Annotated in this window: 18 protein-coding genes and 2 pseudogenes; 13 read left to right on the top strand and 7 right to left on the bottom strand. The window is 73.5% G+C overall.

The features are described 5' to 3' along the window. Positions 1-51: 51 nt before the first annotated feature. The 4 genes from ABZ457_RS24785 to ABZ457_RS24770 are packed head-to-tail and all read left to right on the top strand — an operon-like array spanning position 52 to position 7,059. Entirely contained in the window at positions 52-444 is a 393-nt protein-coding gene (locus tag ABZ457_RS24785) for a CU044_2847 family protein (RefSeq protein ID WP_359161121.1), read from the top strand. 3 nt (positions 445-447) lie between these two features. Then, positions 448-2,619 carry a trypsin-like peptidase domain-containing protein gene (locus ABZ457_RS24780; protein ID WP_359161118.1) on the top strand — a complete coding sequence of 724 codons (2,172 nt, stop codon included), beginning with the start codon at positions 448-450 and terminating at the stop codon, positions 2,617-2,619. Continuing rightward, positions 2,616-3,578, top strand: a complete 963-nt coding sequence (locus ABZ457_RS24775) for a MoxR family ATPase (protein WP_359161115.1) — start codon at positions 2,616-2,618, stop codon at positions 3,576-3,578. The genes ABZ457_RS24780 and ABZ457_RS24775 overlap by 4 nt, the downstream gene beginning before the upstream one ends. Position 3,579: 1 nt before the next feature. Beyond that, positions 3,580-7,059: an SAV_2336 N-terminal domain-related protein gene (locus tag ABZ457_RS24770; RefSeq protein ID WP_359161112.1), complete on the top strand. Its 3,480-nt coding sequence runs from the start codon at positions 3,580-3,582 to the stop codon at positions 7,057-7,059. A gap of 13 nt (positions 7,060-7,072) precedes the next feature. Here ABZ457_RS24770 and ABZ457_RS24765 read toward each other — a convergent pair whose 3' ends face one another. Both ABZ457_RS24765 and ABZ457_RS24760 read right to left on the bottom strand, forming a co-directional pair. Continuing rightward, positions 7,073-7,945: an acyl-CoA thioesterase II gene (locus ABZ457_RS24765; RefSeq protein WP_359161109.1), complete on the bottom strand. Its 873-nt coding sequence runs from the start codon at positions 7,943-7,945 to the stop codon at positions 7,073-7,075. A gap of 86 nt (positions 7,946-8,031) precedes the next feature. Then, positions 8,032-10,545, bottom strand: coding sequence for a DUF3516 domain-containing protein (locus ABZ457_RS24760; RefSeq protein ID WP_359161106.1), 2,514 nt, complete (start codon positions 10,543-10,545; stop codon positions 8,032-8,034). A 123-nt stretch (positions 10,546-10,668) separates the two neighbouring features. Here ABZ457_RS24760 and ABZ457_RS24755 point away from each other — a divergent pair, with 123 nt between their 5' ends. Then, positions 10,669-11,460, top strand: coding sequence for a metal-dependent hydrolase (locus tag ABZ457_RS24755; RefSeq protein WP_359161104.1), 792 nt, complete (start codon positions 10,669-10,671; stop codon positions 11,458-11,460). A 96-nt stretch (positions 11,461-11,556) separates the two neighbouring features. Here the strand turns inward: ABZ457_RS24755 and ABZ457_RS24750 are convergent, their stop codons facing one another. The 3 genes from ABZ457_RS24750 to ABZ457_RS24740 form a co-directional block, all read right to left on the bottom strand. Next, positions 11,557-13,338: an ABC transporter ATP-binding protein gene (locus ABZ457_RS24750; protein WP_359161101.1), complete on the bottom strand. Its 1,782-nt coding sequence runs from the start codon at positions 13,336-13,338 to the stop codon at positions 11,557-11,559. Beyond that, positions 13,335-15,350 carry an ABC transporter ATP-binding protein gene (locus tag ABZ457_RS24745; RefSeq protein WP_359161098.1) on the bottom strand — a complete coding sequence of 672 codons (2,016 nt, stop codon included), beginning with the start codon at positions 15,348-15,350 and terminating at the stop codon, positions 13,335-13,337. Before ABZ457_RS24745 ends, ABZ457_RS24750 begins: the two co-directional genes overlap by 4 nt. Before the next feature lie 94 nt (positions 15,351-15,444). Beyond that, the gene (locus tag ABZ457_RS24740) at positions 15,445-15,915 is read right to left on the bottom strand and encodes a MarR family transcriptional regulator (RefSeq protein WP_359161094.1); all 471 of its coding nucleotides are present in this window, start codon (positions 15,913-15,915) and stop codon (positions 15,445-15,447) included. Positions 15,916-16,063: 148 nt separating this feature from the next. Between ABZ457_RS24740 and ABZ457_RS24735 the strand changes: the two genes are divergently transcribed. Together ABZ457_RS24735 and mltG are read left to right on the top strand one after the other, a co-directional pair. Continuing rightward, positions 16,064-17,878, top strand: a complete 1,815-nt coding sequence (locus ABZ457_RS24735) for an ABC transporter ATP-binding protein (protein WP_359161091.1) — start codon at positions 16,064-16,066, stop codon at positions 17,876-17,878. Positions 17,879-18,297: 419 nt separating this feature from the next. Then, entirely contained in the window at positions 18,298-19,173 is an 876-nt protein-coding gene (gene mltG, locus ABZ457_RS24730; protein ID WP_359161088.1) for an endolytic transglycosylase MltG, read from the top strand. A gap of 42 nt (positions 19,174-19,215) precedes the next feature. On the opposite strand, the gene ABZ457_RS24725 is transcribed toward mltG, so the two are convergent. After that, positions 19,216-20,316: an NAD(P)-binding domain-containing protein gene (locus ABZ457_RS24725; protein ID WP_359161085.1), complete on the bottom strand. Its 1,101-nt coding sequence runs from the start codon at positions 20,314-20,316 to the stop codon at positions 19,216-19,218. A gap of 118 nt (positions 20,317-20,434) precedes the next feature. Between ABZ457_RS24725 and ABZ457_RS24720 the strand changes: the two are divergent. The 6 genes and pseudogenes from ABZ457_RS24720 to ABZ457_RS24695 form a co-directional block, all read left to right on the top strand. Continuing rightward, positions 20,435-20,812 (top strand): annotated as a pseudogene (locus tag ABZ457_RS24720) (YjbQ family protein); the annotation flags it as partial. A 138-nt stretch (positions 20,813-20,950) separates the two neighbouring features. After that, entirely contained in the window at positions 20,951-21,499 is a 549-nt protein-coding gene (locus ABZ457_RS24715; RefSeq protein ID WP_359161195.1) for a GNAT family N-acetyltransferase, read from the top strand. Between the two features lie 11 nt (positions 21,500-21,510). Continuing rightward, complete coding sequence (locus tag ABZ457_RS24710) at positions 21,511-22,173, top strand: M15 family metallopeptidase (RefSeq protein ID WP_359161082.1); 663 nt, start codon at positions 21,511-21,513, stop codon at positions 22,171-22,173. Positions 22,174-22,334: 161 nt separating this feature from the next. After that, positions 22,335-23,273: a MerR family transcriptional regulator gene (locus ABZ457_RS24705; protein ID WP_359161079.1), complete on the top strand. Its 939-nt coding sequence runs from the start codon at positions 22,335-22,337 to the stop codon at positions 23,271-23,273. 29 nt (positions 23,274-23,302) lie between these two features. Beyond that, positions 23,303-23,944 (top strand): GNAT family N-acetyltransferase, encoded by a 642-nt coding sequence (locus ABZ457_RS24700; RefSeq protein ID WP_359161076.1) that lies wholly within the window; start codon positions 23,303-23,305, stop codon positions 23,942-23,944. A gap of 399 nt (positions 23,945-24,343) precedes the next feature. Next, complete coding sequence (locus ABZ457_RS24695) at positions 24,344-24,730, top strand: hypothetical protein (protein ID WP_359161073.1); 387 nt, start codon at positions 24,344-24,346, stop codon at positions 24,728-24,730. Here ABZ457_RS24695 and ABZ457_RS24690 read toward each other — a convergent pair. Continuing rightward, positions 24,709-25,124: pseudogene (locus tag ABZ457_RS24690) on the bottom strand (hypothetical protein); the annotation flags it as partial. The gene ABZ457_RS24695 and the pseudogene ABZ457_RS24690 overlap by 22 nt on opposite strands.

Here is a 25,124-nt window from a genome sequence, read left to right as displayed (position 1 = left end):
GAATCCGCCCAACTCCCGCGCGGACGGCCGAAGATCGGCACAATGGCGGCTGTGACCTCGTACACCGAACTGCAGCTCGCCGACGGAACGGCGGTCCGCTTCGTCCTCACGCCCGGTACGCCCGGCACGGTTGGCCCTCCCGGCGGGGAGCCGGCGGGCGGATACGACGACCCGGACGGCATGGGCCCCACCGTCCCCGTCGCCCGCGGCGAAGGGAGCGCCACCTTCGCCGTCGGCGCCCTGCGCCGCGCCCTGCACCCCCTGGGTACGGTCCTCCAGGAGGTCCACGACGCCGTGATGGCCTCGCCCGAACCCCCGCAGGAGATCAACGTCACCTTCGGCGTCCAGATCGGCCAGGACCTCAAGCTCGGCATCGTCGGGGGCAGCGGCCAGGCCCATATCGAGGTCTCCGCGACCTGGCAGCCGCGCCCCCGCACGGACTGACCGGTGGGCTGGTTCATCGGCGCGGGCGCCACGGCGACCGCCAACGCCCGGCACTGCGCCGTCGCCGTGCTGCGCACCCGGGACGAGCGGAGCGCCGGCGCCGGCGTACTGCTCACCCCCGGGCTCCTGCTGACCTGCGCCCATGTCGTCAACGACGCCCTGGGACGGCCGGTGTTCGCCACCCCGAGCCCCGGCGACACCCCCGTCCGGATCGTGCACCGGGACGGCACGGGGGAGCGCCGGCTCACCGCCGAGGTGGCCCACTGGGTCCCGCCCCGGCGGCTCGACGGCACCCTCCCCGTGCGCGAGCGGGAGGACCGCGAATGGCTCGGCGACCTCGCCGTCCTGCGGTTCGCGCCGCCGCCCGGGGCCGTCCTCCCGCGCGCCGGCTGGCGGCCGATGCGGCCCGGCCAGAACCTCCGGACCTGGCACAGCAGCGGACTCGCCGGCTCCTTCGCCGACGTACGGGTCAAGACCTGTGACGGCGTCGTCGGCTACGTCGACGGCGACCCCACGGGCATGTCCATCGGACCGGCCTTCAGCGGCGGGGCCCTGTGGTCCGTGCTCGACCACTCCGTCGTCGGCCTGGTCGCCGCCCACATGATGCCGCCCCAGGACCCCGCCACCGGCCGGGCCCTGCCCCACAGCCCCCAGCACGTCGCCCGCCGCAGCTGGGCCATCCCCTGGCAGCGGATACGCGCCGAACTCGCGGCCGCAGGCGCCGCGGGCCTCGTCGGCGACCCCGGGACCGCGCCCGACGACCCCGCCTACCCCCTCCTCGCCGAGACCGTCCGCCGGCTCGTCCCCGACGCCACCCTCCGCGGCGACCTCGGCCGCCTCGTCGCCGACCGCTGCGGGCTGCACCACCCGGACGACGGATCGGCGCCCTCGCCCGAGGAGTTCGCCCACCTGCTGGTCACCGAACCCCGGGCGCTGGCCGCGCTCACCGAGATCCTGCGGCTGCGCGACCCGGCCGCCGTCGGGCAGCTCCTCGCCGTCGGCCGGCTCTCCGCCGTACCCCGCCTCCTCTCGCCCCGGGAGCACACCCGGCTGCTCGACCTCGTCGCCCTGCTGCCCGAGACCGTCGTCGCCCGCCTGCCCGAGGCCGTGCGCGCCGCCCTCCCGCTGGCCGCCGAGTACCCGGCGGACCCGGCCGGGCCCCGGGGAGCGGCGAAACTCCTGGAACGGATCGAACGCCTCCCCGGCGACAGCCGCGCCGAGGCCGCCGCCCCGCGGGTGCCCGGACTCCTGCGCGCCGTCGAATACCTCGCCGCCCTCTGCCCCGACGACCGCCGCGCCGGACTGCGGCTCTGGTGCGACGGCGTCGCCCAGCGCCTCGGCATCCCCCGCTCCGCCCTCGCCGAACGGCGCTCCGACGCCGACGACTGGACCGCCGGCCTCGCCGCCCGCACCGGGCCGCCCCGCGTCCTCGTCCATGTCGTCCGCGGCGGCGCGCCGGACCGCTACCGGCTGCGGATCTGGTGCGACGAGGGCGCCGGACCCCGGCAGGTCTCCACCGACGGCGACCGCGACCACAGCGGCGCCGAGGCCGCCCGCGCCCTGCTGCGCGTCCTGGAATCCCTCCACCGCGCCTCCGCCGGCGAACGGCGGCCCGTCGTGGAGGCCCTCGTCGACCGCGCCGGGCTCAACCTGCCGATCGACGAGTGGGAGAGCTTCGACCCCGGGGACCTCGTCCCCGGTGTCCTCGGCGCCGAGTACCCGCTGGTCGTCAACTGCCCGGAACTCCTGCGCCGCAACGAGCGTTTCCTCCCCGAGTGGCGCCGGCGCTGGCGTCAGCTGGACACCGGCGGATCCCTGCGGTTCTCCGGCGGCTCCGCGGGCCCGCGGCAGATCTACGGCACGCTGATGGACCATCAGGACACCGTCCGCGTCGCGGTGGACGCGGCGGGGCACCTGCGGGACGGCATCGTCGAGGTGTGCCTCGCCGTCGGCGTGCCCGTCGTCGTCTGGGACCGCGGCGCCGGGGCCGAGTCGCACGCCGTCGACCACATGACCGCCGTCACCACCCGTGAACTGCCCGAAGGGGTCCGCTCCTACCGGGCCAAGACGGTCCACCGCCCCGGGGACTACCCCGGCCGGCCCGTCCTGGCCTGGGCGGACGCGGACCGCACCGTACCGCGACTCCATCTGTCCGAACCGCAGGAGAGCCGATGAGCAGCCCGCCCGACGCCGACTGGCGGATCTTCCGCGGCGACGGCGTCCGCCGCACCGTCGCCATGCCGCCCGCCCCGCCCTGGCGCCGCTTCCGCCCGCCCGGCCCCGACCCGGACCGGCGCCGCGCCCCCCTGCCGTACCTGATCTCGCCGCGCCACGCCGACGTCGTCAACGCGGCCCTCCATCTGCGCCGGCCCCTGCTGGTCACCGGGCCCGCCGGCACCGGCAAGTCCTCCCTGGCCCGGGCCGTCGCCCACGAACTGGACCTCGGTCCGCTGCTGCGCTGGCCGGTGAACAGCCGCTCCGGCGTCCAGGACGCCCTCTACCAGTACGACGCGATCGGCCGGCTCCGCGAGACCACCCTCAGCCGCGACCGGGGCGACGCCGAACCCTCCCTCGGCAGCTTCATCCGCCTCGGCCCCCTCGGCACCGCCCTCGTCCCCCGCGAGGTCCCCCGGGCCCTGCTCGTCGACGAGATGGACAAGGGCGACGTCGACCTGCCCAACGACCTGCTCACCGTGTTCGAGGAGGGCGTCTTCGAGATCCCCGAACTGGTCCGGCTGCCCGAGGAGCACGCCGTCGTCGAGGTCCTCGCCGCCGACGGCGACGCCACCGTCCCCGTGGCACGCGGCCGGGTCCAGTGCACCGAGTTCCCCGTCGTGGTCATCACCAGCAACGGCGAACGCGACTTCCCGCCCGCCTTCCTGCGCCGCTGCATCCGCCTCGACCTGCCCGTCCCCGACGAGGAGCGGCTGCGCGAGATCGTCGCCGCCCACCTCGGCGAGGACGCCCTCGGCGAGGTCGACGACCTCCTCCAGGCCTTCCTGCGGCGCCGGGCCCCCGGCGAACTCGCCACCGACCAGCTCCTGAACGCCGTGTTCCTGCGCACCGGGGGAGTGGACCTCGACGCCGACGGGCTCCTCGACGCGGTGCTGCACCAGCTGACGGGCACGGTCTGAGATGACCGGGGCGGCGGGCGACCGACTGGGCGAGGCCCTGCGGGTCCTGGGCGGCGCGGGCCGCGACCTCGACCCGCAGGAGCTCCTCGACGTGCTCTGGCTCGCCACCCGGCTGCCCCGGAGCGACACCCTCCCGCTCGCCGGACCCGCCCCGCACCCCGGCCCCCGCCCCGGCCCCGCCCCCGACGACCCGCCCGCCCCCGGCACCGAAGCCGAGGACCGGCCCGGCGCCGAGGCACCCGGCGCGGGCCCCGACCCCGGGCGCGGGCCCGAACTCCACGCCGCCGCCCGCCGGCCCACGGCCCACCGCCCCCCGGAACGCCGCCCCGGCGCGCGCCGGACCACCCCGCCGGACGGGCCGCCGCCCGACCGCCGGGCCATGCCCCTGCGGGCCCCGGAGGACAAGGCCCTCCGCGACGAACTCCTCATCGGCCGCGCGCTGCGCCCCCTCAAACAGCGCCGCCCCAGCCTCCGCCGCCACGAGGTCGACGAGACGGCCACGGCCGCCGCCCTCGCCGAGACCGGGCTGCCGGACGTGGTCACCCGCCCCGCCCGGGAACGCTGGCTGCATCTGGTGCTCCTCGTCGACGACGGGCTGTCGATGCTGCTCTGGCACCGCCTCGTCACCGAACTGCGCACCCTTATGCAGCGCCTGGGCGCCTTCCGCTCCGTCCGCGTCCACGGCCTCGACACCCGCGGGTCCGTCCCCGTCCTGCGCGGCCAGCCCTTCGACCCCGACGCCTCCGCCATGGCGCCCCCGGTCCTCACCGACCCCTCGGGGCAGACCCTGATCCTCGTCCTCAGCGACGGCATGGGCGCCGCCTGGCGCGGCGGCGCGATGCACGAGGTCCTGCACACCTGGGCCGCCAGCGGCCCGGTCTCGATCGTGCACACCCTGCCGCCCGCCCTGTGGGAGGGGTCCGGTATCCAGGCCGACCGCTGGCAGGCCACCACCCGCCGCCGGGGCGGCGCCGGGACCTCCTGGACCGTCACCGACCGGGTCCTGCCGCCCGGCATCGCCGACTTCGGCGGTGTCCCCGTCCCCGTCCTCGAACCCACCGCCCGCTCCCTCGGGGACTGGGCCGCGCTGATCGCCTCGCCCGGCACCACCCGCGAACTGCCGCTGCTCGCCCGGCCCCGCCGCCACACCGACGCGGCCACCGTCGCCGGAACCGGCGTGCAGCACTTCCGCGACGCCGCCTCACCGCAGGCGTACCGGCTCGCCGCCCACCTCGCCGCCGTGTCACCGGTGTCGGTCCCCGTGATGCGCCTCGTCCAGGCCGCCGTGCCCTGGCGGGCCGGGACCGACCACCTCGCCGAGGTCTTCCTCGGCGGACTGCTGCTGCCCCACCCCGCGCCGGTCCCCGGCCCGCTGCCCGCGCAGCACCGCGTCTTCGACTTCTCCGAGGAGACCAAGAACGCCCTGCTGGACACCGTGCCCAGCGACGAACTCCTGCGCACCAGCCGCAGCATCGGCCGCCGCCTGGAACAACTGGCGGGCCGCTCACCGGACTTCCCCGCCTGGCTCGCCCACCCCGACGGCGCCGACGGCCTCCCCGAGACCTTCCGCGCCTTCACCGTGGTCGAACGCCGCCTCCTTGCCCGCCTCGGCGTCTCCTTCCAGCCCACCGCACCCGTCCGGGACACCGAGGCGGAGGACGGCGCCCCGGCCGACGACTGGAGCCCGCTCACCCCCGCCGACCCCGAACACCTCGGCCCCTACCGGCTGCTGGGACGCCGCCTCGGCCGCCGCACCGTGGTCTACCTCGGCCGCGACCGCGACGGCAACGAGGCCGCCGTGCGCGCCGTCCGCCCCGACATGCCCCCCTCGCTGAACCGGCTGCTCACCATCGAGGCCGAGGCCCTGCGCCGGATGGACGGCCGCTACGCGCCCAAGCTGCTCGGCGCCCAGTCCCTCGGCGACCGGAACTGGACGGCCGCCGCCCTCGTCCCGTCCCCGGAACCCGGCACACCCGGCCCGGTCCGGCTCAGCGATCTGCTCCCGTACACCGCGATCGGCCCCAGGCCGCCGCTGGACGTCGTCACCAGCATCACCCTCGGCTGGCATCTGGCCGGGGCGCTGAGCCTGTGCCACCTCCAGGGGCTCGTCCCCGCCGACCTGTCGCCCGGCTCGGTGGTCGTCCTCGACCGCTCCGTGCTGCTGCTGGGCCTCTCCGACTGCGCCGTCGACGGCGTCTACGCGGGGGAGGGCGCCCCGCCGACCCAGGCGTCCAGCGTCCAGGCCCTCGGCGAACTCCTGCGCGCCCTCGGCAGCAAGGGCAACCGGGCCACCTACTACCTCCGCGACGGCATGGAGCTGTGGCAGGGCGACACCTGGGCCCCGCTGCGCGAACTCGTCCTGAAGTGCGTCGACCACAACCCGTTGCGCAGGCCGCCCGCCGGGGAGGTGGCCGCCGTCCTCGCCCGGTACGTCTCCATCGCCTCCGCCATGGCCGGGCCCGCGGTCCTCGGCCCGGTCCGCACGGTCCCCGGCGGACGCACCCCGGGCACCCCCGGACCGGACACCGGGGACGCCCAGGCGGCCGCCCGGAGGGCCCCCGACGAGGAACCCGGCCGCGAGGGGCCCGGCCGGCCCCTGCTGGTGCCCGCCCTGCTGCCGGTGCCCCGGCGCCCCGCACCCCGCATCGGCCGGCGCACCACCCGCTTCGGCGCGGGGCGCGCCGAGCACGCCGACCGACTGGCACGCATCCGCACCCCGCGCACCACCAGCCGCCATGTCACCGTCGTCGGCGCCCACCCCCTCGCCGGGCGGTCGACCACCACGGTGGTGCTGGGCGCCGTCCTCGCCGCCGTCCGGGGCGAACCCGTGCTCGCCCTGGACGGCGCGCCCGGGCGGGGCGAACTCCACGGCCGTACGGGCCGCCGCCGCAACCCGGCCACCCTGCGGGAGGCGGCCGGGCTCCCCGGCGACTGCTCCCACGAGGACTTCCGGCGGCTGACCGCGCCCACCCCGTCCGGACTGGAGGTCCTGGCGCACAGCACGACCCACTCGGTGCCGAGCCCGGCCTACACCGAGGAGTACCGCCGCATCATGGCGACGGCCGACCGCCACTACCCGCTGATCCTCACCGACTGGGCACCCCCGCGCCTGGACGCCACCGCCGGGACCGTGCTCGGCCTGACCGACCTGCTCGTCATGTGCTGCACGGCCGCCCCGGAGTCGGTGCGCGCCCTCGGCGAGCGGCTGGCCGAACTCCGCGCGGGCGGTTACGACGAACTGGCCGCCGGTGCGCTGGTGGTCGTCGCCCGGCTCGGCGGGACGGACCGGCCGCTGCCGGACGGCACCATCGCGACGCGCCTGCTCGACCTGCGGAACAAGCCGCTGATGGTCCCCTTCGACACCGCGCTCGCCACGGCGTCCGCCACCGAGCCGGGCCTCGGGCGGCTGCGGCCGGCCACCGCCGAGGCGTTCACCGAACTGGCCGCCCGCGTCGCGGGGACCGCCCCGACGGGGCCCTGACCTCGGACGGGTGTCACGGGATCGGCCGGAACAGCCCCTCCTGCACCACCGACACCAGCAGCCGGCCCTCGGTGTCGTAGATCCGGCCCCGGGCGAGCCCCCGGCCGCCGGTCGCGATCGGGGACTCCTGGTCGTACAGGAACCACTCGTCCGCGCGGAACGGCCGGTGGAACCACATCGCGTGGTCCAGGGACGCCATGTCGAACCCGCGCGGCCCCCACAGGGGTTCCACCGGGATGCGCACCGCGTCCAGCAGGGTCATATCGCTCGCGTACGTCAGCGCGCAGGTGTGCACCAGCGGGTCGTCGCCCAGCGGGCCGACCGCGCGCATCCACACCGCGCTGCGCGGATCGGCGTCCCGGACCTCCTCGCGCGTCCAGCGCAGCCGGTCCACATAGCGGATGTCGAACGGCTGACGGCGGGCCATCCGCTCCAGGGCCTCCGGCAGGGCGCCCAGGTGCTCCCGGATCTCCTCGGCGACCGGCGGCAGGAACTCGGGGGAGGGGAAGTCCAGCCGGGGCGGGAGCTGGTGCTCGAACGCGCCCTCCTCCGGCCGGTGGAAGGAGGCCGTCAGATTGAAGACGGTCTTCCCCTGCTGCACGGCCGTGACCCGGCGGGTGGTGAACGAGCGCCCGTCCCGGACCCGTTCGACCTGGTAGACGATCGGCACCCCGGGGATGCCCGGCCGCAGGAAGTAGGCGTGCAGCGAGTGGACCGGCCGCTCGCCGTCGGTGGTGCGGCCCGCGGCGACCAGCGCCTGGCCCGCCACCTGGCCGCCGAACACCCGCTGCAACGACTCGTCCGGGCTGTGCCCGCGGAAGATGTTCACCTCGATCCGCTCCAGATCGAGCAGATCCACCAGCCGCTCGGCAGGGTTCGCCGTCATCCCTCGTCCTCTCCCGTCTCTCCCGCTCCCTCTCGCGGGGCCCGCCGCCCCTCGCGCGGGACGCGTCACCGCTCTCGCCGGGCCCGTCACAACTGCCCCACCGAGGTGACCCGCACGACCGCGCGGCCCTCCTCGTCCGAGGCCGCCAGGTCCACCTCGGCGCTGATGCCCCAGTCGTGGTCGCCGTTCGGGTCGGCGAAGGTCTGGCGCACCCGCCACAGGCCGTGCGCCGCGTCCTCCTCGATCGACAGCAGCCGCGGTCCGCGCGCGTCCGGGCCGGTGCCCAGGTCGTCGTACTCGTCCCAGTACGCGTCCAGGGCCTCGCCCCAGGCGTCCTCGTCCCAGCCCGACTCCGCGTCCATCCGGCCCAGTTCGGCCACCTGGTCCAGGGCCGCCAGCTCCACGCGGCGGAACATCGCGTTGCGCACCAGGACCCGGAAGGCGCGGGCGTTCGCCGTGACCGGCTTGACCTGGTCGGCCTTCTCCTGCGCCTCCTCGGCGGTCTCCACCTCCGGGTTGGCCAGCTGCTCCCACTCGTCCAGGAGGCTGGAGTCGACCTGCCGCACCATCTCGCCCAGCCAGGCGATCAGGTCCTGGAGGTCCTCGCTCTTCAGGTCGTCCGGGACGGTGTGCTCCAGCGCCTTGTACGCGCTCGCCAGATAGCGCAGCACAATGCCCTCGGTCCGGGCCAGCTCGTAGAAGGACGTGAACTCGGTGAAGGTCAGCGCCCGTTCGTACATGTCCCGGATCACCGACTTCGGCGACACCGGGTGGTCGCCCACCCACGGGTGCGACGTCCGGTACAGGTTGTAGGCGTGCCACAGCAGCTCATCGAGCGGCTTGGGGTACGAGATCTCCTGGAGCCGCTCCATGCGCTCCTCGTACTCCACCCCGTCGGCCTTCATCGCGCCGACCGCCTCCCCGCGCGCCTTGTTCTGCTGCGCGGCGAGGATCTGGCGCGGGTCGTCGAGCGTGGACTCCACCACGGACACCATGTCCAGGGCGTACGAGGGCGACTCGGGGTCCAGCAGGTCGAACGCGGCCAGCGCGAAGGTGGACAGCGCCTGGTTCAGCGCGAAGTCCTGCTGGAAGTCCACCGTCAGCCGCACGATCCGGCCCTGTGCGTCCGGGGTGTCCAGGCGCTCCACGATCCCGCCGTCCAGCAGTGAGCGGTAGATCGCGATGGCCCGCCGGATGTGCTTGAGCTGCTGCCTGCGCGGCTCGTGGTTGTCCTCCAGCAGATGCCGCATCGCGTCGAAGGCGTTCCCCGGGCGGGCGATCACCGACAGCAGCATCGCGTGGGTGACCTTGAACCGCGAGGTCAGCGGCTCGGGGTCGGAGGCGATCAGCTTCTCGAAGGAGCTCTGCGACCAGGCGACGAACCCTTCCGGCGCCTTCTTGCGGACCACCTTCCGCTTCTTCTTCGGGTCGTCGCCCGCCTTCGCGAGCGCCTTCTCGTTCTCGATGACGTGCTCGGGCGCCTGCGCCACCACGAACCCGGCCGTGTCGAAGCCGGCCCGCCCCGCGCGGCCCGCGATCTGGTGGAACTCGCGCGAGCGCAGCACCCGCACCCGGTTGCCGTCGTACTTGGTCAGCGCGGTGAACAGCACCGTGCGGATGGGCACATTGACGCCGACGCCCAGGGTGTCCGTACCGCAGATGACCTTCAGCAGACCCGCCTGCGCCAGCTTCTCCACCAGCCGCCGGTACTTGGGCAGCATGCCCGCGTGGTGCACCCCGATACCGTGCCGCACATAGCGCGACAGGTTGCGCCCGAAGGCCGTGGTGAAGCGGAAGTTGCCGATCAGCTCGGCGATCCGGTCCTTCTCCTCACGGGTGCACATATTGATGCTCATCAGCGACTGCGCCCGCTCCACCGCCTGCGCCTGCGTGAAGTGCACGATGTAGACCGGGGCCTGCCGGGTCTCCAGCAGCTCGGTCAGCGTCTCGGTGATCGGCGTCGTCACATACTCGTACGACAGCGGCACCGGCCGGGTCGCCGAGCGGACCACGGCCGTCTCCCGGCCGGTGCGCCGGGTCAGGTCCTTCTCGAACATCGACACATCGCCGAGGGTCGCCGACATCAGCACGAACTGCGCCTGCGGCAGCTCCAGCAGCGGGATCTGCCAGGCCCAGCCCCGGTCCTGCTCCGCGTAGAAGTGGAACTCGTCCATCACCACCTGGCCGACGTCCGCGTCCTTGCCGTCCCGCAGGGCGATGGAGGCCAGCACCTCGGCCGTGCAGCAGATCACCGGGGCGTCCGCGTTCACCGAGGCGTCGCCGGTGAGCATGCCGACGTTCTCGGTGCCGAACAGCTTGCACAGGTCGAAGAACTTCTCCGACACCAGCGCCTTGATCGGGGCCGTGTAGAAGGTGACCTCGTCCCGGGCCAGCGCCGCGAAGTGCGCCCCCGCCGCCACCAGGCTCTTTCCCGAGCCGGTGGGCGTGGAGAGGATCACGTTCGCCCCCGAGACCACTTCGATCAGGGCCTCCTCCTGAGCCGGGTAGAGCGTGATGCCCGACTCCTCGGCCCACGTGGAGAAGGCTTCGAAGAGGGCGTCGGGGTCGGCGTCGGGCGGCAGCTGATCGATAAGGGTCACGCCCCCATCTTGCCTGCCTTCCCGGGCCCCGGGGGAACCGGCCGTCGCCCGGGAAGATCATCGGAGGTACGCTGCCCTGTCAACCGGGTTTCGCACAACAGCAGATGGGGCGGGGACAGGCACATGATGGGACCGGCGCACTCACTGTCCGGGGCGGCCGCCTGGCTGGGGGTGGGGGCCGCGACCGCGGCGGCCGGCCACCCCATGCCCTGGCCCGTCCTCGTCGTCGGCGCGCTGATCTGCGCCGGGGCCGCCCTCGCACCCGACCTGGACCACAAGGCGGCGACCATCTCGCGTGCCTTCGGGCCGCTCTCCAAGGGCCTCTGCGAGATCGTCGACAAACTCTCCTTCGCGGTCTACAAGGCGACGAGGAAGCCCGGCGACGCCCGGCGTACCGGCGGCCACCGCACCCTCACCCACACCTGGCTGTGGGCGGTCCTGATCGGCGGCGGGGCCTCCGCCCTCGCCGTCCTCGGCGGCCGCTGGGCCGTCCTCGCGCTCCTCTTCGTGCACATGGTCCTCGCCGTGGAGGGCCTGCTGTGGCGGGCCGCCCGGGTCTCCAGCGACGTCCTGGTCTGGCTGCTCGGCGCGACCAGCGCGTGGATCCTCGCCGGAGTCCTCGACAAGCCCGGCAACGGCGCGGACTGGCTGTTCACCGCCCCCGGCCAGGAGTACCTGTGGCTGGGCCTGCCGATCGTGCTCGGCGCGCTGGTGCACGACATCGGCGACGCGCTCACCGTCTCCGGCTGCCCGATCCTGTGGCCGATCCCGGTCGGCCGGAAGCGCTGGTACCCGCTCGGGCCGCCGAAGGCGATGCGCTTCCGGGCCGGGAGCTGGGTGGAGCTGAAGGTGCTGATGCCGGCGTTCATGCTGCTGGGCGGGGTGGGCGGGGCGGCGGCGCTCAATCTGATCTGAGCGCGCGGGCGTCCGCCGGGGCCCGGCCCGGGTCGGCCGCCGGGCGGGCTTCCGGGCGGGCCGGGTTTGCGGGCCCGGGCCGGCCCGCCGCGCCCGTCAGCCGTGCCAGGAGCGCCACAGCGCCGCGTACGCGCCGTCCGCCGCCACCAGCTCGTCGTGGCTGCCCAGCTCCCGGATCCGGCCGTCCTCGACGACCGCGATCACGTCCGCGTCGTGCGCCGTGTGCAGCCGGTGCGCGATGGCGACCACCGTGCGGCCGTCCAGCACCCGGGACAGCGAACGCTCCAGGTGCCGGGCCGCCCGCGGGTCGAGCAGCGAGGTCGCCTCGTCCAGCACCAGCGTGTGCGGGTCGGCCAGCACCAGCCGGGCCAGCGCGATCTGCTGCGCCTGCGCCGGGGTGAGCGCGGTGCCGCCGGACCCCACCTCGGTGTCCAGGCCCTCGCCCAGGGCCCGGGCCCAGCCCTCCGCGTCGACCGCCCCGAGGGCCGCCCACAGCTCGGCGTCCCCGGCGCCCGACCGCGCGAGGCGCAGGTTGTCCCGCAGCGAGCCGACGAACACATGGTGCTCCTGGTTGACCAGCGCGACATGCTCACGGACCTGCTCGGCCGGCATCCGGGACAGCTCCGCCGCGCCCAGGGTGACCGTGCCCGAGCGGGGCGCGTAGATCCCGGCCAGCAGCCGCCCCAGGGTCGACTTCCCCGCCCCGGACGGGCCGACGAGCGCCAGCCGGGTCCCGGGCGGGACCTCCATCGACACCCGGTGCAGCACGTCGACGCCCTCGCGGTAGCCGAACCGCACCCCGTCCGCCCGCACGTCCCGGCCGTCGGGGCGGACGGACGCGTCCCCCGCGTCCGGCTCGATCTCCCGCACGCCCACCAGCCGGCCCAGCGACACCTGGGCGACCTGGAGTTCGTCGTACCAGCGCAGGATCAGGTTCACCGGCTCGACCATCATCTGCGCGAGGAGCGCGCAGGTGGTGAGCTGCCCGATCCCGATCCACCCCTGGAGGACGAACACACCGCCGATCAGCAGCACGGACGCCAGCACCGTCGTATGGGTCAGGTTGATCACGGGGAAGAGCACCGACCGCAACTGGAGGGTGTACCGCTCCCACGCGGTCCACTCCTTGATCCGCCGGTCCGACAGGGCCACCCGCCGCGCCCCGAGCCGGTGCGCCTCCACGGTGCGGCCCGCGTCGACCGTCTCCGCGAGCGCCGCGGCGACCGCCGCGTACCCGGCGGCCTCCGAGCGGTACGCCGAGGGGGCCCGCCGGAAGTACCAGCGGCAGCCCGCCACGAGCAGCGGCACGGCCAGCAGCACGACGGGGGCGAGCACGGGGGAGGTGACGGTGAGCCCGCCGAGCAGTAGCACGATCCAGAAGACACCGATGGTGAGCTGCGGCACCGCCTCCCGCATCGCGTTCGCCAGCCGGTCGACGTCGGTGGTGATCCGCGACAGCAGATCGCCCGTCCCGGCGCGCTCCAGCACCCCGGGCGGCAGCCGGACCGAGCGGACCAGGAAGTCCTCCCGCAGGTCGGCGAGCATCCGCTCCCCGAGCACCCCGCCCCGCAACCGCATCTGCCGGACGAAGACGGCCTGGACGACGAGGGCCCCGGCGAACAGGGCCGCGGTCGGGCCGAGACGCAGCTCCGGGTCGCCGTCGGCGGCCCGCTGCACCAGGGCGCCGAGCAGCCAGGGGCCGACCATCGAGGCCACGACGGCGACCATGTTGACGGCGATCAGCGCGGCGAAGGCGCGGCGGTGCCGCCGCAGCAGCCCGGCGGCGTACGCGCGCACGGTCGCGCCGGAACCGACCGGGAGGGTGGCCGCGGTGGTGGGTGCCGCCGGGTCGTGGGCCGGGGGCGCCTGGCCGATCATGCGGGCTCCTCGATGTCGGCGGGGCGGGGGTGGGCACGGTCGGGTGCGCCGTTGACGGGGGAGAGGCGGGCGGGGTCCGGGCCGGTCGGTCGCGTGTCCGGCCGTTCGGCGTCGGGGCCGCGTCCGTCCGGCCGTTCGGCGTGGGCTCGTTCGGCGTGGGCTCGTTCCGTGTCGGTCTCGCGGGTGACGACGGACCGGTAGCGCGGCTCCGTGCGCAGCAGGTCCCGGTGCGTGCCGGTGGCGCACACGGCGCCCTCGTGGACGAGGACGACCCGGTCGGCCCGGTCCAGCAGCAGGGGTGAGGAGGTGAACACCACCGTGGTGCGCCCCTTGCGCAGCGAGCGGACGCCCTCGGCGACACGCGCCTCGGTGTGCGAGTCCACCGCCGAGGTCGGCTCGTCGAGGACCAGCACCCCCGGGTCCGCGACCAGCGAGCGGGCCAGGGCCAGGCGCTGGCGCTGCCCGCCGGAGAGCGACCGGCCCCGCTCGGTCACGGGCGCGCGCATCGGGTCCCCGTCGAGGGACGCCTGCGCGAGGGCCACGAGAACGTCGCCGCAGGCGGCGGCGTCGAGCGCGGCCTCGGGCGGGACGGCGCCGGAGGCCGGGACGTCGAAGAGCTCGGCGAGGGTGCCGGACAGCAGCACCGGGTCCTTGTCCTGCACGAGCACGGCGGCGCGGGCGTCGTCCAGCGGGATCGCGTCGAGCGCGACCCCGCCGAGGGTGACGGACGGGAGACCCGGTCCGGGCCCGGTCTCCGTCCCGGGACCGCCCCCGGCGCGGCCCGGTTCCGCCGCGTGGCCGCCCAGGCGGTCGGCGAGGCGGCCCGCCGCGTCCGGGTCGCCGCAGACGACGGCGGTCAGGCGCCCGGCCGGGGCGAGCAGACCGGTCTCCGGGTCGTACAGGTCACCCGAGGGCAGCGTCCGTCCGGGCGAGGCCGGGCCCGCCATGGGCGCCCGCCCGGCCGCGGCCGGGCTCTCCCCGGCACCGGCACCGGCTCCCGCCCCGCCCTCGTCCGCCGCCCGCTCCAGCGCGAGCACCCGCGCCGCGCGGCGGGCCGAGGGCCGGGAGAAGGAGTACGCCATCGCGATCTCCTCGAAGTGCCGCAGCGGATAGGCGAGGAGCATCACCGCGCTGTACACCGTGACCAGCGCCCCCACCTGGAGCCGCCCGTCACCCACCAGGGTGATCCCGTGCCAGACGACGGCGATCATCAGCGCGCCCGGCAGCAGCACCTGGATGCCCGAGATCAGCGCCCACATCCGGGCGCTGCGGACGGCCGCCGTGCGGACCTCCTGCGAGGCGTCGCGGTAGCGGCCGAGGAACAGTTCCTCGCCGCCGATGCCGCGCAGCACCCGCAGTCCGGCGACCGTGTCCGAGGCCAGCTCGGTCGCCCGGCCCGCCTTCTCGCGCTGGACGTCCGCCAGCCGGGTGGCCCTCGGCAGCAACGGCAGGACGCCCAGGGCGAGGACCGGCACCCCGAGGGCGACCAGCACCCCCAGGGCGGGCTCGTACACGACCAGCGCCACACAGACGATCACGACGGTCAGCGCGGCGGCGAGGAACCGGGACACCGCCTCGACGAACCAGCCGATCTTCTCGACGTCGCCCGTCGACACGGCGACGACCTCGCCCGCCGCGACCCGGCGGGTGAGGGTCGAGCCGAGCGCGGCCGTCCGGCGGGCCAGCAGCTGCTGGGTGCGGGCGGCGGCGGTGATCCAGTTGGTGACGGCCGTGCGGTGCAGCATCGTGTCGCCGACCGCCACCGCCACTCCGGTCAGGGCCAGCAACCCGCCGGCGACGGCGAGCCGGGAACCGGACCCGTCCGCCACGGCCTGCACCGCGTACCCGACGCCGTAGGCGAAGGCCATCACGGCGGGGAAGTGGAGCAGGCCCCAGGCCAGGGACTTGAGCTGTCCGGCGCGCTGGTTGAGGCCGAGCCAGAGCAGGAACCTGGTGCCCGACCGGGTGTCCGGTTCGCCCGGATCGGCATACGGAAGGTCGCGAATCTGCATGACGTCCCACGGCTCGTCGAAGAACTCCAGGAAGGAGCAAACCGTGCAAGGTTCTCCGGTCCGGACCGCGACCGGCAATCGATTTTCCGCGCGCTCAGCCCTTGCGGCCCGGCCCCTCCCGGCCCTGGTGCGCGGGCCCGTCGACCAGGGCGGAGAGCAGACCGCCGAGGACCGCGCGCTGTTCCGCGGTGAGGGGCGCGAGGACGTCCTCGGCGGCGGCCCGGCGAGCCCTGCGCAGGGTGCGCAGGGCCGCCCGGCCGGTGTCGGTGAGCTCCACGCGCGTCACCCGGCGGTTGGCCGGGTCCGCGACCCGGCGCACGCAGCCGCCCGCCTCCAGCCCGTCGACCAGGGTGGTCACGGCGCGGGGGACCACCTCCAGACGCTCCGCGAGATCGGCCATCCGGGGCGGGCGCTCGAAGTGGGCGACGGCACGCAGCAGCCGGGACTGCGCCGGGGTGATCGCCAGCTCCGCGGACTCCATCTGGCGCTTCTGGCTGCGGTGCAGCCGGCGGGTGAGCCGGAGCAGTTGCTCGGCCAGCATCCCGTCGGCATCGGATGAGGTCATACGGGAAACACTATCAGGACCTCGTTCATTGTGAACAGAGGTAACAATGAGCTATGCTCTTGATCTGCCCGGTTCCGCCGGGCCCGTCCTGCCCCCATCCCGGCCTTCCGTCCCCGTCCCCGCCCCCGAGAATCCCCCGAGGAGCCCATTGCCCCCCGATCGCATCGAATGGACCCCACCGCCCCGGAGCCCCGACCAGCCCCCGGCGGACGTCCGCCGCATCCTGCGCCTGTTCCGGCCCTACCGTGCCCGCCTGGCGGTCGTCGGTCTGCTCGTCGGCGCCGCGTCCCTGGTCACCGTCGCCTCCCCGTTCCTCCTCCGCGAGATCCTGGACACCGCGATCCCCGAGGGGCGCACGGGGCTGCTCAGCCTGCTCGCCCTCGGCATGATCGTCGCCGCCGTCATGACCAGTGTCTTCGGTGTCCTCCAGACCCTGATCTCCACCACCGTCGGCCAGCGCGTCATGCACGACCTGCGGACGGGGGTCTACGCACAGCTCCAGCGGATGTCCCTGGCCTTCTTCACCCGGACCCGCACCGGCGAGGTCCAGTCGCGGATCGCCAACGACATCGGCGGGATGCAGGCCACCGTCACCTCCACCGCCACCTCGCTGGTCTCCAACCTCACCGCCGTGGTGGCCACCGTCGTCGCCATGCTCGCCCTGGACTGGCGGCTCACCGCGGTCTCCCTCGCCCTGCTGCCCCTGTTCGTCTGGATCAGCCGCCGCGTCGGCCGCGAACGCAAACGGATCACCACCCAGCGCCAGAAGCAGATGGCCGTCATGGCGGCGACCGTCACCGAGTCCCTGTCCGTCAGCGGCATCCTGCTCGGCCGCACCATGGGTCGCGCCGACTCCCTCACCCGGACCTTCGCCGACGAGTCGGAGCGGCTGGTCGACCTGGAGGTCCGCTCCAGCATGGCCGGGCGCTGGCGGATGGCCGTCATCGGCATCGTGATGGCCGCCATGCCGGCGTTCATCTACTGGGCCGCCGGCCTCGCCCTGCGCACGGGCGGTCCGGCCATCTCGATCGGCACCCTGGTCGCCTTCGTCTCCCTCCAGCAGGGCCTCTTCCGGCCGGCCGTCAGCCTGTTGTCCACCGGCGTGCAGATGCAGACCTCCCTCGCCCTCTTCCAGCGCATCTTCGAGTACCTCGACCTCACGGTGGACATCACCGAGCCCGCCGACCCGGTCCGACTCGACAAGATCGCCGGCGAAGTGCGCTTCGAGCACGTCGACTTCGCCTACGAGTCCGATCAGACGCGCCCCACCCTCGACGGCATCGACCTGGCCGTCCCCGCCGGCACCTCCCTCGCCGTCGTCGGCTCCACCGGCTCCGGCAAGTCCACCCTCGGCGCCCTCGTCCCCCGGCTCTACGACGTCACCGGCGGCCGGGTCACTCTCGACGGGGTCGACGTCCGGGACCTCGACTTCGACACCCTCGCCCGCGCGGTCGGCGTGGTCTCCCAGGAGACGTACCTCTTCCACGCCTCCGTCGCCGACAACCTGCGCTTCGCCAAACCCGACGCCACCGCCGAGGAGATCGAGGCCGCCGCGCGCGCCGCCCAGATCCACGACCACATCGCCGCCCTGCCCGACGGCTACGACACCCTCGTCGGCGAACGCGGCCACCGCTTCTCCGGTGGCGAGAAGCAGCGCCTGGCCCTCGCCCGCACCATCCTGCGGGACCCGCCCGTCCTCATCCTGGACGAGGCCACCAGCGCCCTGGACACCCGCACCGAACACGCCGTCCAGGAAGCCGTCGACGCCCTCTCCGCCGGCCGCACCACCATCACCATCGCCCACCGCCTCTCCACGGTCCGCGACGCCGACCAGATCGTGGTCCTGGAGGACGGCCGCGTCGTCGAACGCGGCACCCACCCGCAACTCCTCCGCCTCGACGGCCGGTACGCCGCCCTCGTCCGCCGAGACGCGGAGACCCGCCCCGCCGCCCCGGTCACCTGACCCCCCGCCGCACCCGAGGGTCCGGACACGGCGGCGCCGCCGCTCCCGTGGGACGGGGGACGGGGGACGGCGGCGCGCCTTCTCGTGACCGGTCGCTCGGGAGCGAACGTCAGACCAGCCGGCCCAGGAAGTGGACGACGCCGGCGAGCAGATCGGTGATGAGGTTCATTGCCGTGGTTCTCCTTGTGACTGCTTGATGCGGGACAGCGCAGTCGCGGTCTGCGGCCCGTCGCTTGCGCACAGTAAGCATCAGCCGCCACAGGGGCCTCGGGCAACGATTTCCGACACGGCCACACGTTCCAGCGAACAACCGCGCGAGAGTTCGTTTGTTCGTCTCCCCGAGGTGCCGCCCCGTCCCGAACGTGGCGCGCAACAATGCCTACCGGGATAAACCGGGTGACGGGGTTAGCGTGCCGGTTATGACCGTGAAGCCCTCGCGGGGCCGGCCGCCCCGATCGCGAGCACGGCGTCGGCCGCGCCTCACCCGCCGCGGCCGGATCGTCCTGGTCCTGACCGTCGCCACCGTCGCCGCGACCGCCGTCCTTCTGCCCTTCCTCCTCCGGGAAACGGACGAGGAACCGCCCCCGCCGACCCGCCCCGTCACCCTGGTGATCCCCGAGGGCCGGCGCGCCCACCAGGTCTACGCGGCCGTCGACAAGGTCCTCAAGCAGCCGCCCGGCACGACCCGAAGCGTCGCGTCCACCGCACGGCTCGCCCTGCCGCCGGACGCCCGCCGCAACCCCGAGGGGTACCTCTTCCCCGCCACCTATCCGATCGAGGCGGACACCACCCCGGCGAGCCTCCTCGGCTTCATGGTGAACACCGCGAACCAGCGCTTCGGAGCGAAGGCGGTCACCGCGGGCGCGCGCGGCGGCGGCCTGAGCCCGTACGAGACGGTCGGCGTCGCGAGCATCGTCCAGGCGGAGGCCGACACCGCCGAGGACATGGGCCGGGTCGCCCGCGTCATCCGCAACCGCCTGGACGCCGGGATGCCGCTCCAGATGGACTCCACCCTCAACTACGCGCTCGGGCGCAGCACTCTGGACACCACGACCGAGGACACCCGCCTCGACAGCCCGTACAACACCTATGAGCGCAGGGGCCTCCCGCCGACGCCCATCGGCAACCCGGGGGAGGAGGCCATGCGCGCCGTCCTCGACCCGCCGAAGGGCGACTGGCTGTACTTCGTCACGGTCGGCCCGGGGGACACCCGCTTCACCGCCGACTACGAGGAACACCGGCGCAACGTCGAGGAGTTCAACGCCCGGCGCGCGGCCGAACGCGGCACGGGCTGAGTCCTTCCGCCGGGCTCCTCCCCGCCGCGTCGGGTCACCGGGTCACACCGGGGTGGGCGTTGCCGGCCGCCGGGCGAGCAGCGCGTGGATCTCCCGTACGGCCGCCCGGCCCGCCCGGTTGGCGCCGATCGTCGACGCGGACGGGCCGTAGCCGACGAGGTGCACACGCTCGTCGCGCACCGCCCGCGTACCGTCCATCCGGATGCCGCCGCCCGGCTCGCGCAGCCGCAGCGGGGCGAGGTGGTCGATCACCGGACGGAACCCGGTGGCCCACAGGATGACGTCCGCGTCCACGGTCCGCCCGTCCGGCCAGGCCACGCCCCTCGGGGTGATCCGCTCGAACATCGGGTGCCGGTCCAGCACGCCGGAGGCGCGGGCGGCGCGGACCGCGTCGTTCAGCGGCAGCCCGGTCACCGACACCACACTGCGCGGCGGCAGCCCGCTGCGCACCCGGTCCTCCACCAGGGCGACCGCGGCCCGGCCCGCGTCCTCGTCGAAGGGGCCCTCGCGGAAGACGGGCGGCCGGCGGGTCACCCAGGTGGTCTCCGCCGCCACCTCCGCGATCTCCATCAGATGCTGCGTACCGGACGCTCCGCCGCCGACCACGACCACCCGCAGCCCGGCGAACGCCTCCGGCCCCGGGTAGTGGGCGGTGTGCAGCTGCCGCCCGCGGAAGGTCTCCTGGCCGGGGTAGCGCGGCCAGAAGGGCCGGTCCCAGGTCCCGGTCGCGTTGATCAGGGCCCGCGCCGACCAGACGCCCTCCGAACTCTCCACCGCGAGCCGTCCGCCCTCGCCCTCACGCACCGCCCGCACATCGACCGGCCGGTGGACGCGCAGACCGAAACGGTCCTCGTAGGCGGCGAAGTACTCCCCGATCACCGCGGCGGAGGGCCGCCCGTCGTCGGCGCCGGTGAGTTCCATACCGGGCAGGGCGTGCATGCCGTGGACCTTGCCGTAGGTCAGCGACGGCCAGCGGAACTGCCAGGCGCCGCCGGGGCGCGGGGCGTGGTCCAGCACGACGAAGTCCCGGTCGGGCACCAGCCCCGACCGGCGCAGATGGTAGGCCGCCGACAGCCCGGCCTGGCCGGCCCCGACGACGGCGACGTCCACCGCGCGCGTGCCGCCTGCCTCAATATTGTTCACGCTTCTACCAACCGCGCCGCCGCCCGGGATCTTCCCCGCCGGCTTCCCGGCGGGCTTTCCCGCCGGTCGGCACCGCTCGTCCGGGGCCTTGCGGGGCCTTGCGGGGCAGGATGGAGTCATGCCCGGACACTTCACCACCACGACCGAGACGATCACCACGGGGTCCACGGAGACCGTGACCGACCTGACCGCGCTCTGCGAGGACTTCCTCGCCCGCCACGCGGGCGGCGGCGACGGCCTGCTCAACCTCTTCGTGCCGCACGCCACGGCCGGCGTCGCGATCATCGAGACGGGCGCGGGCAGCGACGACGACCTCCTCACCGCCCTGCACGCCCTCCTCCCGGCGGACGACCGCTGGCAACACCGCCACGGCTCCCCCGGCCACGGCCGCGACCACGTCCTCCCGGCCCTCGTCCCCCCACACGCGACCCTGCCGGTGATCGGCGGCCACCTGGAACTGGGGACCTGGCAGTCGGTTGTCCTTGTCGAGTCGAGTGTCACCAACTTAGACAACTCGGGGGCAGTGAAGTACCCGGTCGAGCTGCAGCCGTCGAGCTGCGCCCCGGCGGATCGCACGCAGGCGCCAGGCTTCTCCGCCGATCCTCCTTGTGGGGCGTGCGATAGGTTCGCCGCCATGATCGAACCTGGAACCTTCACCTGGTCGACGACTCCGATACCGACCGAACGGCTCGTGCTCCGCGCGTCCGAGGCCCGCGACCGTACGGCCTTCGTCGAACTGTTCGCCTCGCCCGAGGTGGGCACCTACATCGGCGGCGCCCGGACTCGCGACGAACTTGAACGCGCGATGCCCGAAGTGCCCGGCCGACGCCCCAGCTGTTTCGTGGTCGAACTCGACGGAACGATGATCGGCATGATCACGCTCGACCCCCGCGGCGCCGAACGCCGGGGACACGTCCGCCCCGAGGCCGGAGAGACCGAACTCGGTTACCTGTTCCTGCCCGAGGCGTGGGGACACGGGTACGCCTTCGAGGCGTGCGCGGCGGCACTCAACTGGTTCACCGGCGCACGGCCCGGCGAACCCGTGGTGCTCTCCACCCAGAGCACCAACCACCGGGCGATGCGCCTCGCGGCGAGACTGGGCTTCACCGAGGTCGAACGGTTCGAGGAGTACGGCGCCGAGCAGTGGTTCGGCGTGCGCGCCCCGGCCACACCGGCCGGATGAAGGGCGGCCCCATGAACGCGATCGTCCTGATGTCGGATCCGAAGGTCGCCGCCGTGCCCCTGACCGAGTCCGGCGAACGCCTCGTGGACGTCCGCCCCGGCGGCCGACTGCTCGTCGACACCCGCAAGCAGGACCAGGCAGACGCCTTCGCCCACCTGCGGGAAGGCGTGCTGGAGCGGCTGCTCACGGCACAGACGATGCTGTCGGCGGACATCCGGCTGCTGTTCGTCGAGGGATACCGACCCCCCTCCCTCCAGCGGGAGTACTTCGAGAAGTACGCAGGCCGGCTGCGGGCCCTCAACCCCGGCTGGTCCTGCCATGAGATCCACTCGGCGGCGAGCAGGTACGTCTCACCCCCCGAGATCGCGCCGCACAGCGCCGGCGCGGCCGTCGACCTCACCCTCGCCGACGCCGACGGACACGAACTGGACCTCGGCACGCGCATGAACGCGGATCCCGAGGAGAGCGCCGGCGCCTGCTACACCCACGCCCCGGACATCAGCGAGGAAGCCCGCGCCAACCGGCAGCTGCTGGGCACCGTGCTCACGGCCGCAGGGCTGGTGAACTACCCCACGGAGTGGTGGCACTGGTCCTTCGGGGACCGCTACTGGGCCTTGCTCACGGGAAAGCCCGCGGCCCTTTACGGCCCCAAGGAGCTCGACTCGCGCAACTGACCGACCAGACGCCCTGTTCCGGCCCGGGCAGCGTACCGACGGCGAGCGGTCCGCCTTGATCCGGCAAAAGGAATTGTCACGACTTGTGGATGAGGAGTGGTTGCCTGCCGGCAGGCGAAGGGACTTGAGCCTCCCGTAGGGGGAGACACGAAGGTGGGGACATGAACGGCGACACGCTCTACTCGATCGGCGAACTTGCTCGACGGACCGGTCTCACGGTCAAGACCATTCGGTTCTACTCCGATCGCGGAATCGTGGCGCCGACCGACCGCAGCTCGGCTGGCTACCGCCTCTACAGCATCGACGCCGTCGCACGCCTGGACCTCGTGCGCACCCTGCGCGAGCTGGGACTGGACCTTCCCACGATCCGAAAGGTCGTGGACCGTGAGCTCTCGCTTCCGGAGGTCGCCGCAGCGCATGCCGAAGCACTGACGGTGCAGATCCGCGTCCTGCGCCTGCGGCGCGCGGTGCTGACGGCGGTGGCCGAGCGCGGGTCCACACCTGAGGAGACGGAACGCATGCACCAGCTGGCCAGGCTTTCCAAGGACGAACGCAGCCGTCTGACCGGAGATTTCCTCGACGCCGTCTTCGGCGGTCTCGACGCCGCCCCCACCTTTGCTGGGGCCATGCGCTCGATGACCCCCGAGTTGCCCCGTAACCCGAGAACAGAGCAGGTCCAGGCGTGGGTGGAGCTGGCGGAAATATCCCTGGACCCGGGTTTCCGCGCCGTCGTGCGGCGGATGGCCGAGGACCAGGCGGCCGAGCACGCCCGAAGCGGTGTGACGGTCCCGCGCCGCGACATCACCGCTGCCGTCCGTGACCAGGCCGGCCCGGCCGTGACCGCCGGCATCGACCCGGCCTCGCCTCAGGCTGATCCGATCGTCGCGCAGTTCACGGCGCACTACGCGCACCTCCTCGGCCGCCCCGACGACGTCGAGCTTCGCCGCCGGCTGGCGACTCGGCTGGAGAGAGCGAACGAACCGCGCTGGCGGCGGTACCTCCAGCTGCTCGCAGTGGTCAACGGCTGGCCGGCCCCGGAGAGCCTGGCTCCGGTGTTCGACTGGTCCGTCCAGGCTCTGCGCGCCCGGACACGGCGATGACGGGGCGGTCACAAGGCGGCATGGGGCGGATGCGGCCGACGTCGGGTGAAAACGCCGCCACATATCATCGGCCGACGAGTGCCCCGGTCGTACTTCAGGTGGCCGCGTCGCCGGTCTCTCCCGCTCTCGTTCTTCGCCCCTGGCGCATGGAAGACGTCGCGGCATTGGTCGAGGTGAGCCGGGATCAGGCACTGCGCCGGTGGGCGAGCTCTGGCGTGGACAACGATTCCGACGGGACACGCTGGGTGCAGGCTCAGCAGCAGGGATGGGCAGCGGGGGACCGGTTCGGCTTCGCTGTCCTTGAGACACAACCCGATTCAGTTCGCGCACAGTTGGTGGGCAACGTGGTCCTCAAGAAGGTCACCTTCGGCAAACCGGCAGCCGAAGTGGGCTACTGGACCGCGGCACACGCCCGCGGGCGGGGAGTGGCCGCCCGCGCTCTGGAGGCACTCACCAACTGGGCCTTCGACGCCTTCGAAGCCGACGGGCTGGAGCGTCTCGAACTCCTGCACCAGGTGGACAACCTGGCATCGTGCCGGGTTGCACAGAAGAGCCGCTACGACTTCGACACCCTCCTGCCCGCGGCACCGCCCTCCTTCCCCCGCGATGGCCACCTGCACATACGGGCGCGAGAGCGTCTGAAATCCTCTCGGCTTCTGCGGACCGGCTGAGGCTGTTCACGCCGAGACGTGCTCGGGGCGTCCCTCCGCACCGGCTGCTTGGGCGGCCGACGTGTTCTGTGTGGCTGGAGGCCGGGATCTGTTGGAGCTCGGTGCCGTACACGGACGCAGCTCCTTCCATTCTGAAACGAGCAGTAAATCTCACCCTCGACGATGAGATCGCCTGCGTCCTCTCCCTTGTAGCTGGCGTACGGCTGCGCTCGGGCGGGCTGGTCCGCCGGTTCGAGAAGGAAGAGTCTCGGGGGATACCACAGTTCTATGCCCACGCCGCCCCTGACTGGGTGGCGCCGCAGCGGCCAGCCCATGAGGGGCCGACCCTTCTTGGCATTCCCGCTGTACCAGCGCACAGGCCCTGTCCACCGGATATTTGATCAGTATGGTGACGGAATCATGAATCTGATCTTGCTGTTCGCCGCGACTGCCATCATCGGCATACCAACCGCCACGGTTTGGCTGCTGGGACGGCGCGCGAAGGTGCCCAGTTGGATGCTGACCGTCTTCTTGCTGGCCGGTTGGCTGACCGTCTTGGCTGGGTGGTCTCTTTCACAGCGCGCTCAGCCGTTCCTGTTTCCTGAGACCTCGCCCTGCTACGGCACGAGCGGCACTCCTGTCTCGCAGTACTTCCCGCCCGACTCCTTCTGCCGCTATGCCGACGGGGAGTTGCGCACGGTCAACGGGGCGAACTCCAAGCTCATGTTCTGGAGCGCCACCAACACCACCTTGGCAGTGATGATCGGCGCAGCCTTCCTCAGGCGTCACCAACGCTGTCGATCGTGACCGCCCCCACACTGGCCGCCACGTCCTCGAGCGTCCTCTCGTGGCCGGTCCGTCGGATTCTGCCCCGAACCCACTCGTGACTGGGTTCGGGGGCGGATAGCGAGGTAGCGTTCGAATGCCTCGCGGGCGTCGGGGACGAACGCATCATGCTGAACCAATTCGTTGAGCTCGTGTTCCGTCAGCCAGTCGTGCCAGGCAATCTCTTCGGGGTCCGGCTTGATCGGTTTGTCCACAACGACTTCGTGCAGCCCAAGCCAGTACGGGCTGATGGCGCCGGTGCACCGGAACTTGAACACGAAGGGTCTGGTGCACGATCGGGTGACATCTGAACTGGCTTGCCCTGTGAGGCAGGTGGGAAGGATGTCGCTGTGCCCAAGCCCTATCCGGAAGAGTT

The organism is Streptomyces sp. NPDC005805 (assembly GCF_040630445.1).
GTDB lineage: Bacteria > Actinomycetota > Actinomycetes > Streptomycetales > Streptomycetaceae > Streptomyces.
Note: the sequence above shows the minus strand (reverse complement) of the source record. Positions and strands in the feature narration are given on the sequence as shown.

Coding starts and splice junctions, on each gene's coding strand:
- ABZ457_RS24775 (WP_359161115.1), top strand. CDS start 2,616: ATGAGCAGCCCGCCCGACGCCGACTGGCGGATCTTCCGCGGCGACGGC.
- ABZ457_RS24770 (WP_359161112.1), top strand. CDS start 3,580: ATGACCGGGGCGGCGGGCGACCGACTGGGCGAGGCCCTGCGGGTCCTG.
- ABZ457_RS24765 (WP_359161109.1), bottom strand. CDS start 7,945: ATGACGGCGAACCCTGCCGAGCGGCTGGTGGATCTGCTCGATCTGGAG.
- ABZ457_RS24755 (WP_359161104.1), top strand. CDS start 10,669: ATGATGGGACCGGCGCACTCACTGTCCGGGGCGGCCGCCTGGCTGGGG.
- ABZ457_RS24750 (WP_359161101.1), bottom strand. CDS start 13,338: ATGATCGGCCAGGCGCCCCCGGCCCACGACCCGGCGGCACCCACCACC.
- ABZ457_RS24745 (WP_359161098.1), bottom strand. CDS start 15,350: ATGCAGATTCGCGACCTTCCGTATGCCGATCCGGGCGAACCGGACACC.
- ABZ457_RS24740 (WP_359161094.1), bottom strand. CDS start 15,915: ATGACCTCATCCGATGCCGACGGGATGCTGGCCGAGCAACTGCTCCGG.
- mltG (WP_359161088.1), top strand. CDS start 18,298: ATGACCGTGAAGCCCTCGCGGGGCCGGCCGCCCCGATCGCGAGCACGG.
- ABZ457_RS24715 (WP_359161195.1), top strand. CDS start 20,951: ATGATCGAACCTGGAACCTTCACCTGGTCGACGACTCCGATACCGACC.
- ABZ457_RS24710 (WP_359161082.1), top strand. CDS start 21,511: ATGAACGCGATCGTCCTGATGTCGGATCCGAAGGTCGCCGCCGTGCCC.
- ABZ457_RS24705 (WP_359161079.1), top strand. CDS start 22,335: ATGAACGGCGACACGCTCTACTCGATCGGCGAACTTGCTCGACGGACC.
- ABZ457_RS24700 (WP_359161076.1), top strand. CDS start 23,303: ATGCGGCCGACGTCGGGTGAAAACGCCGCCACATATCATCGGCCGACG.
- ABZ457_RS24695 (WP_359161073.1), top strand. CDS start 24,344: ATGAATCTGATCTTGCTGTTCGCCGCGACTGCCATCATCGGCATACCA.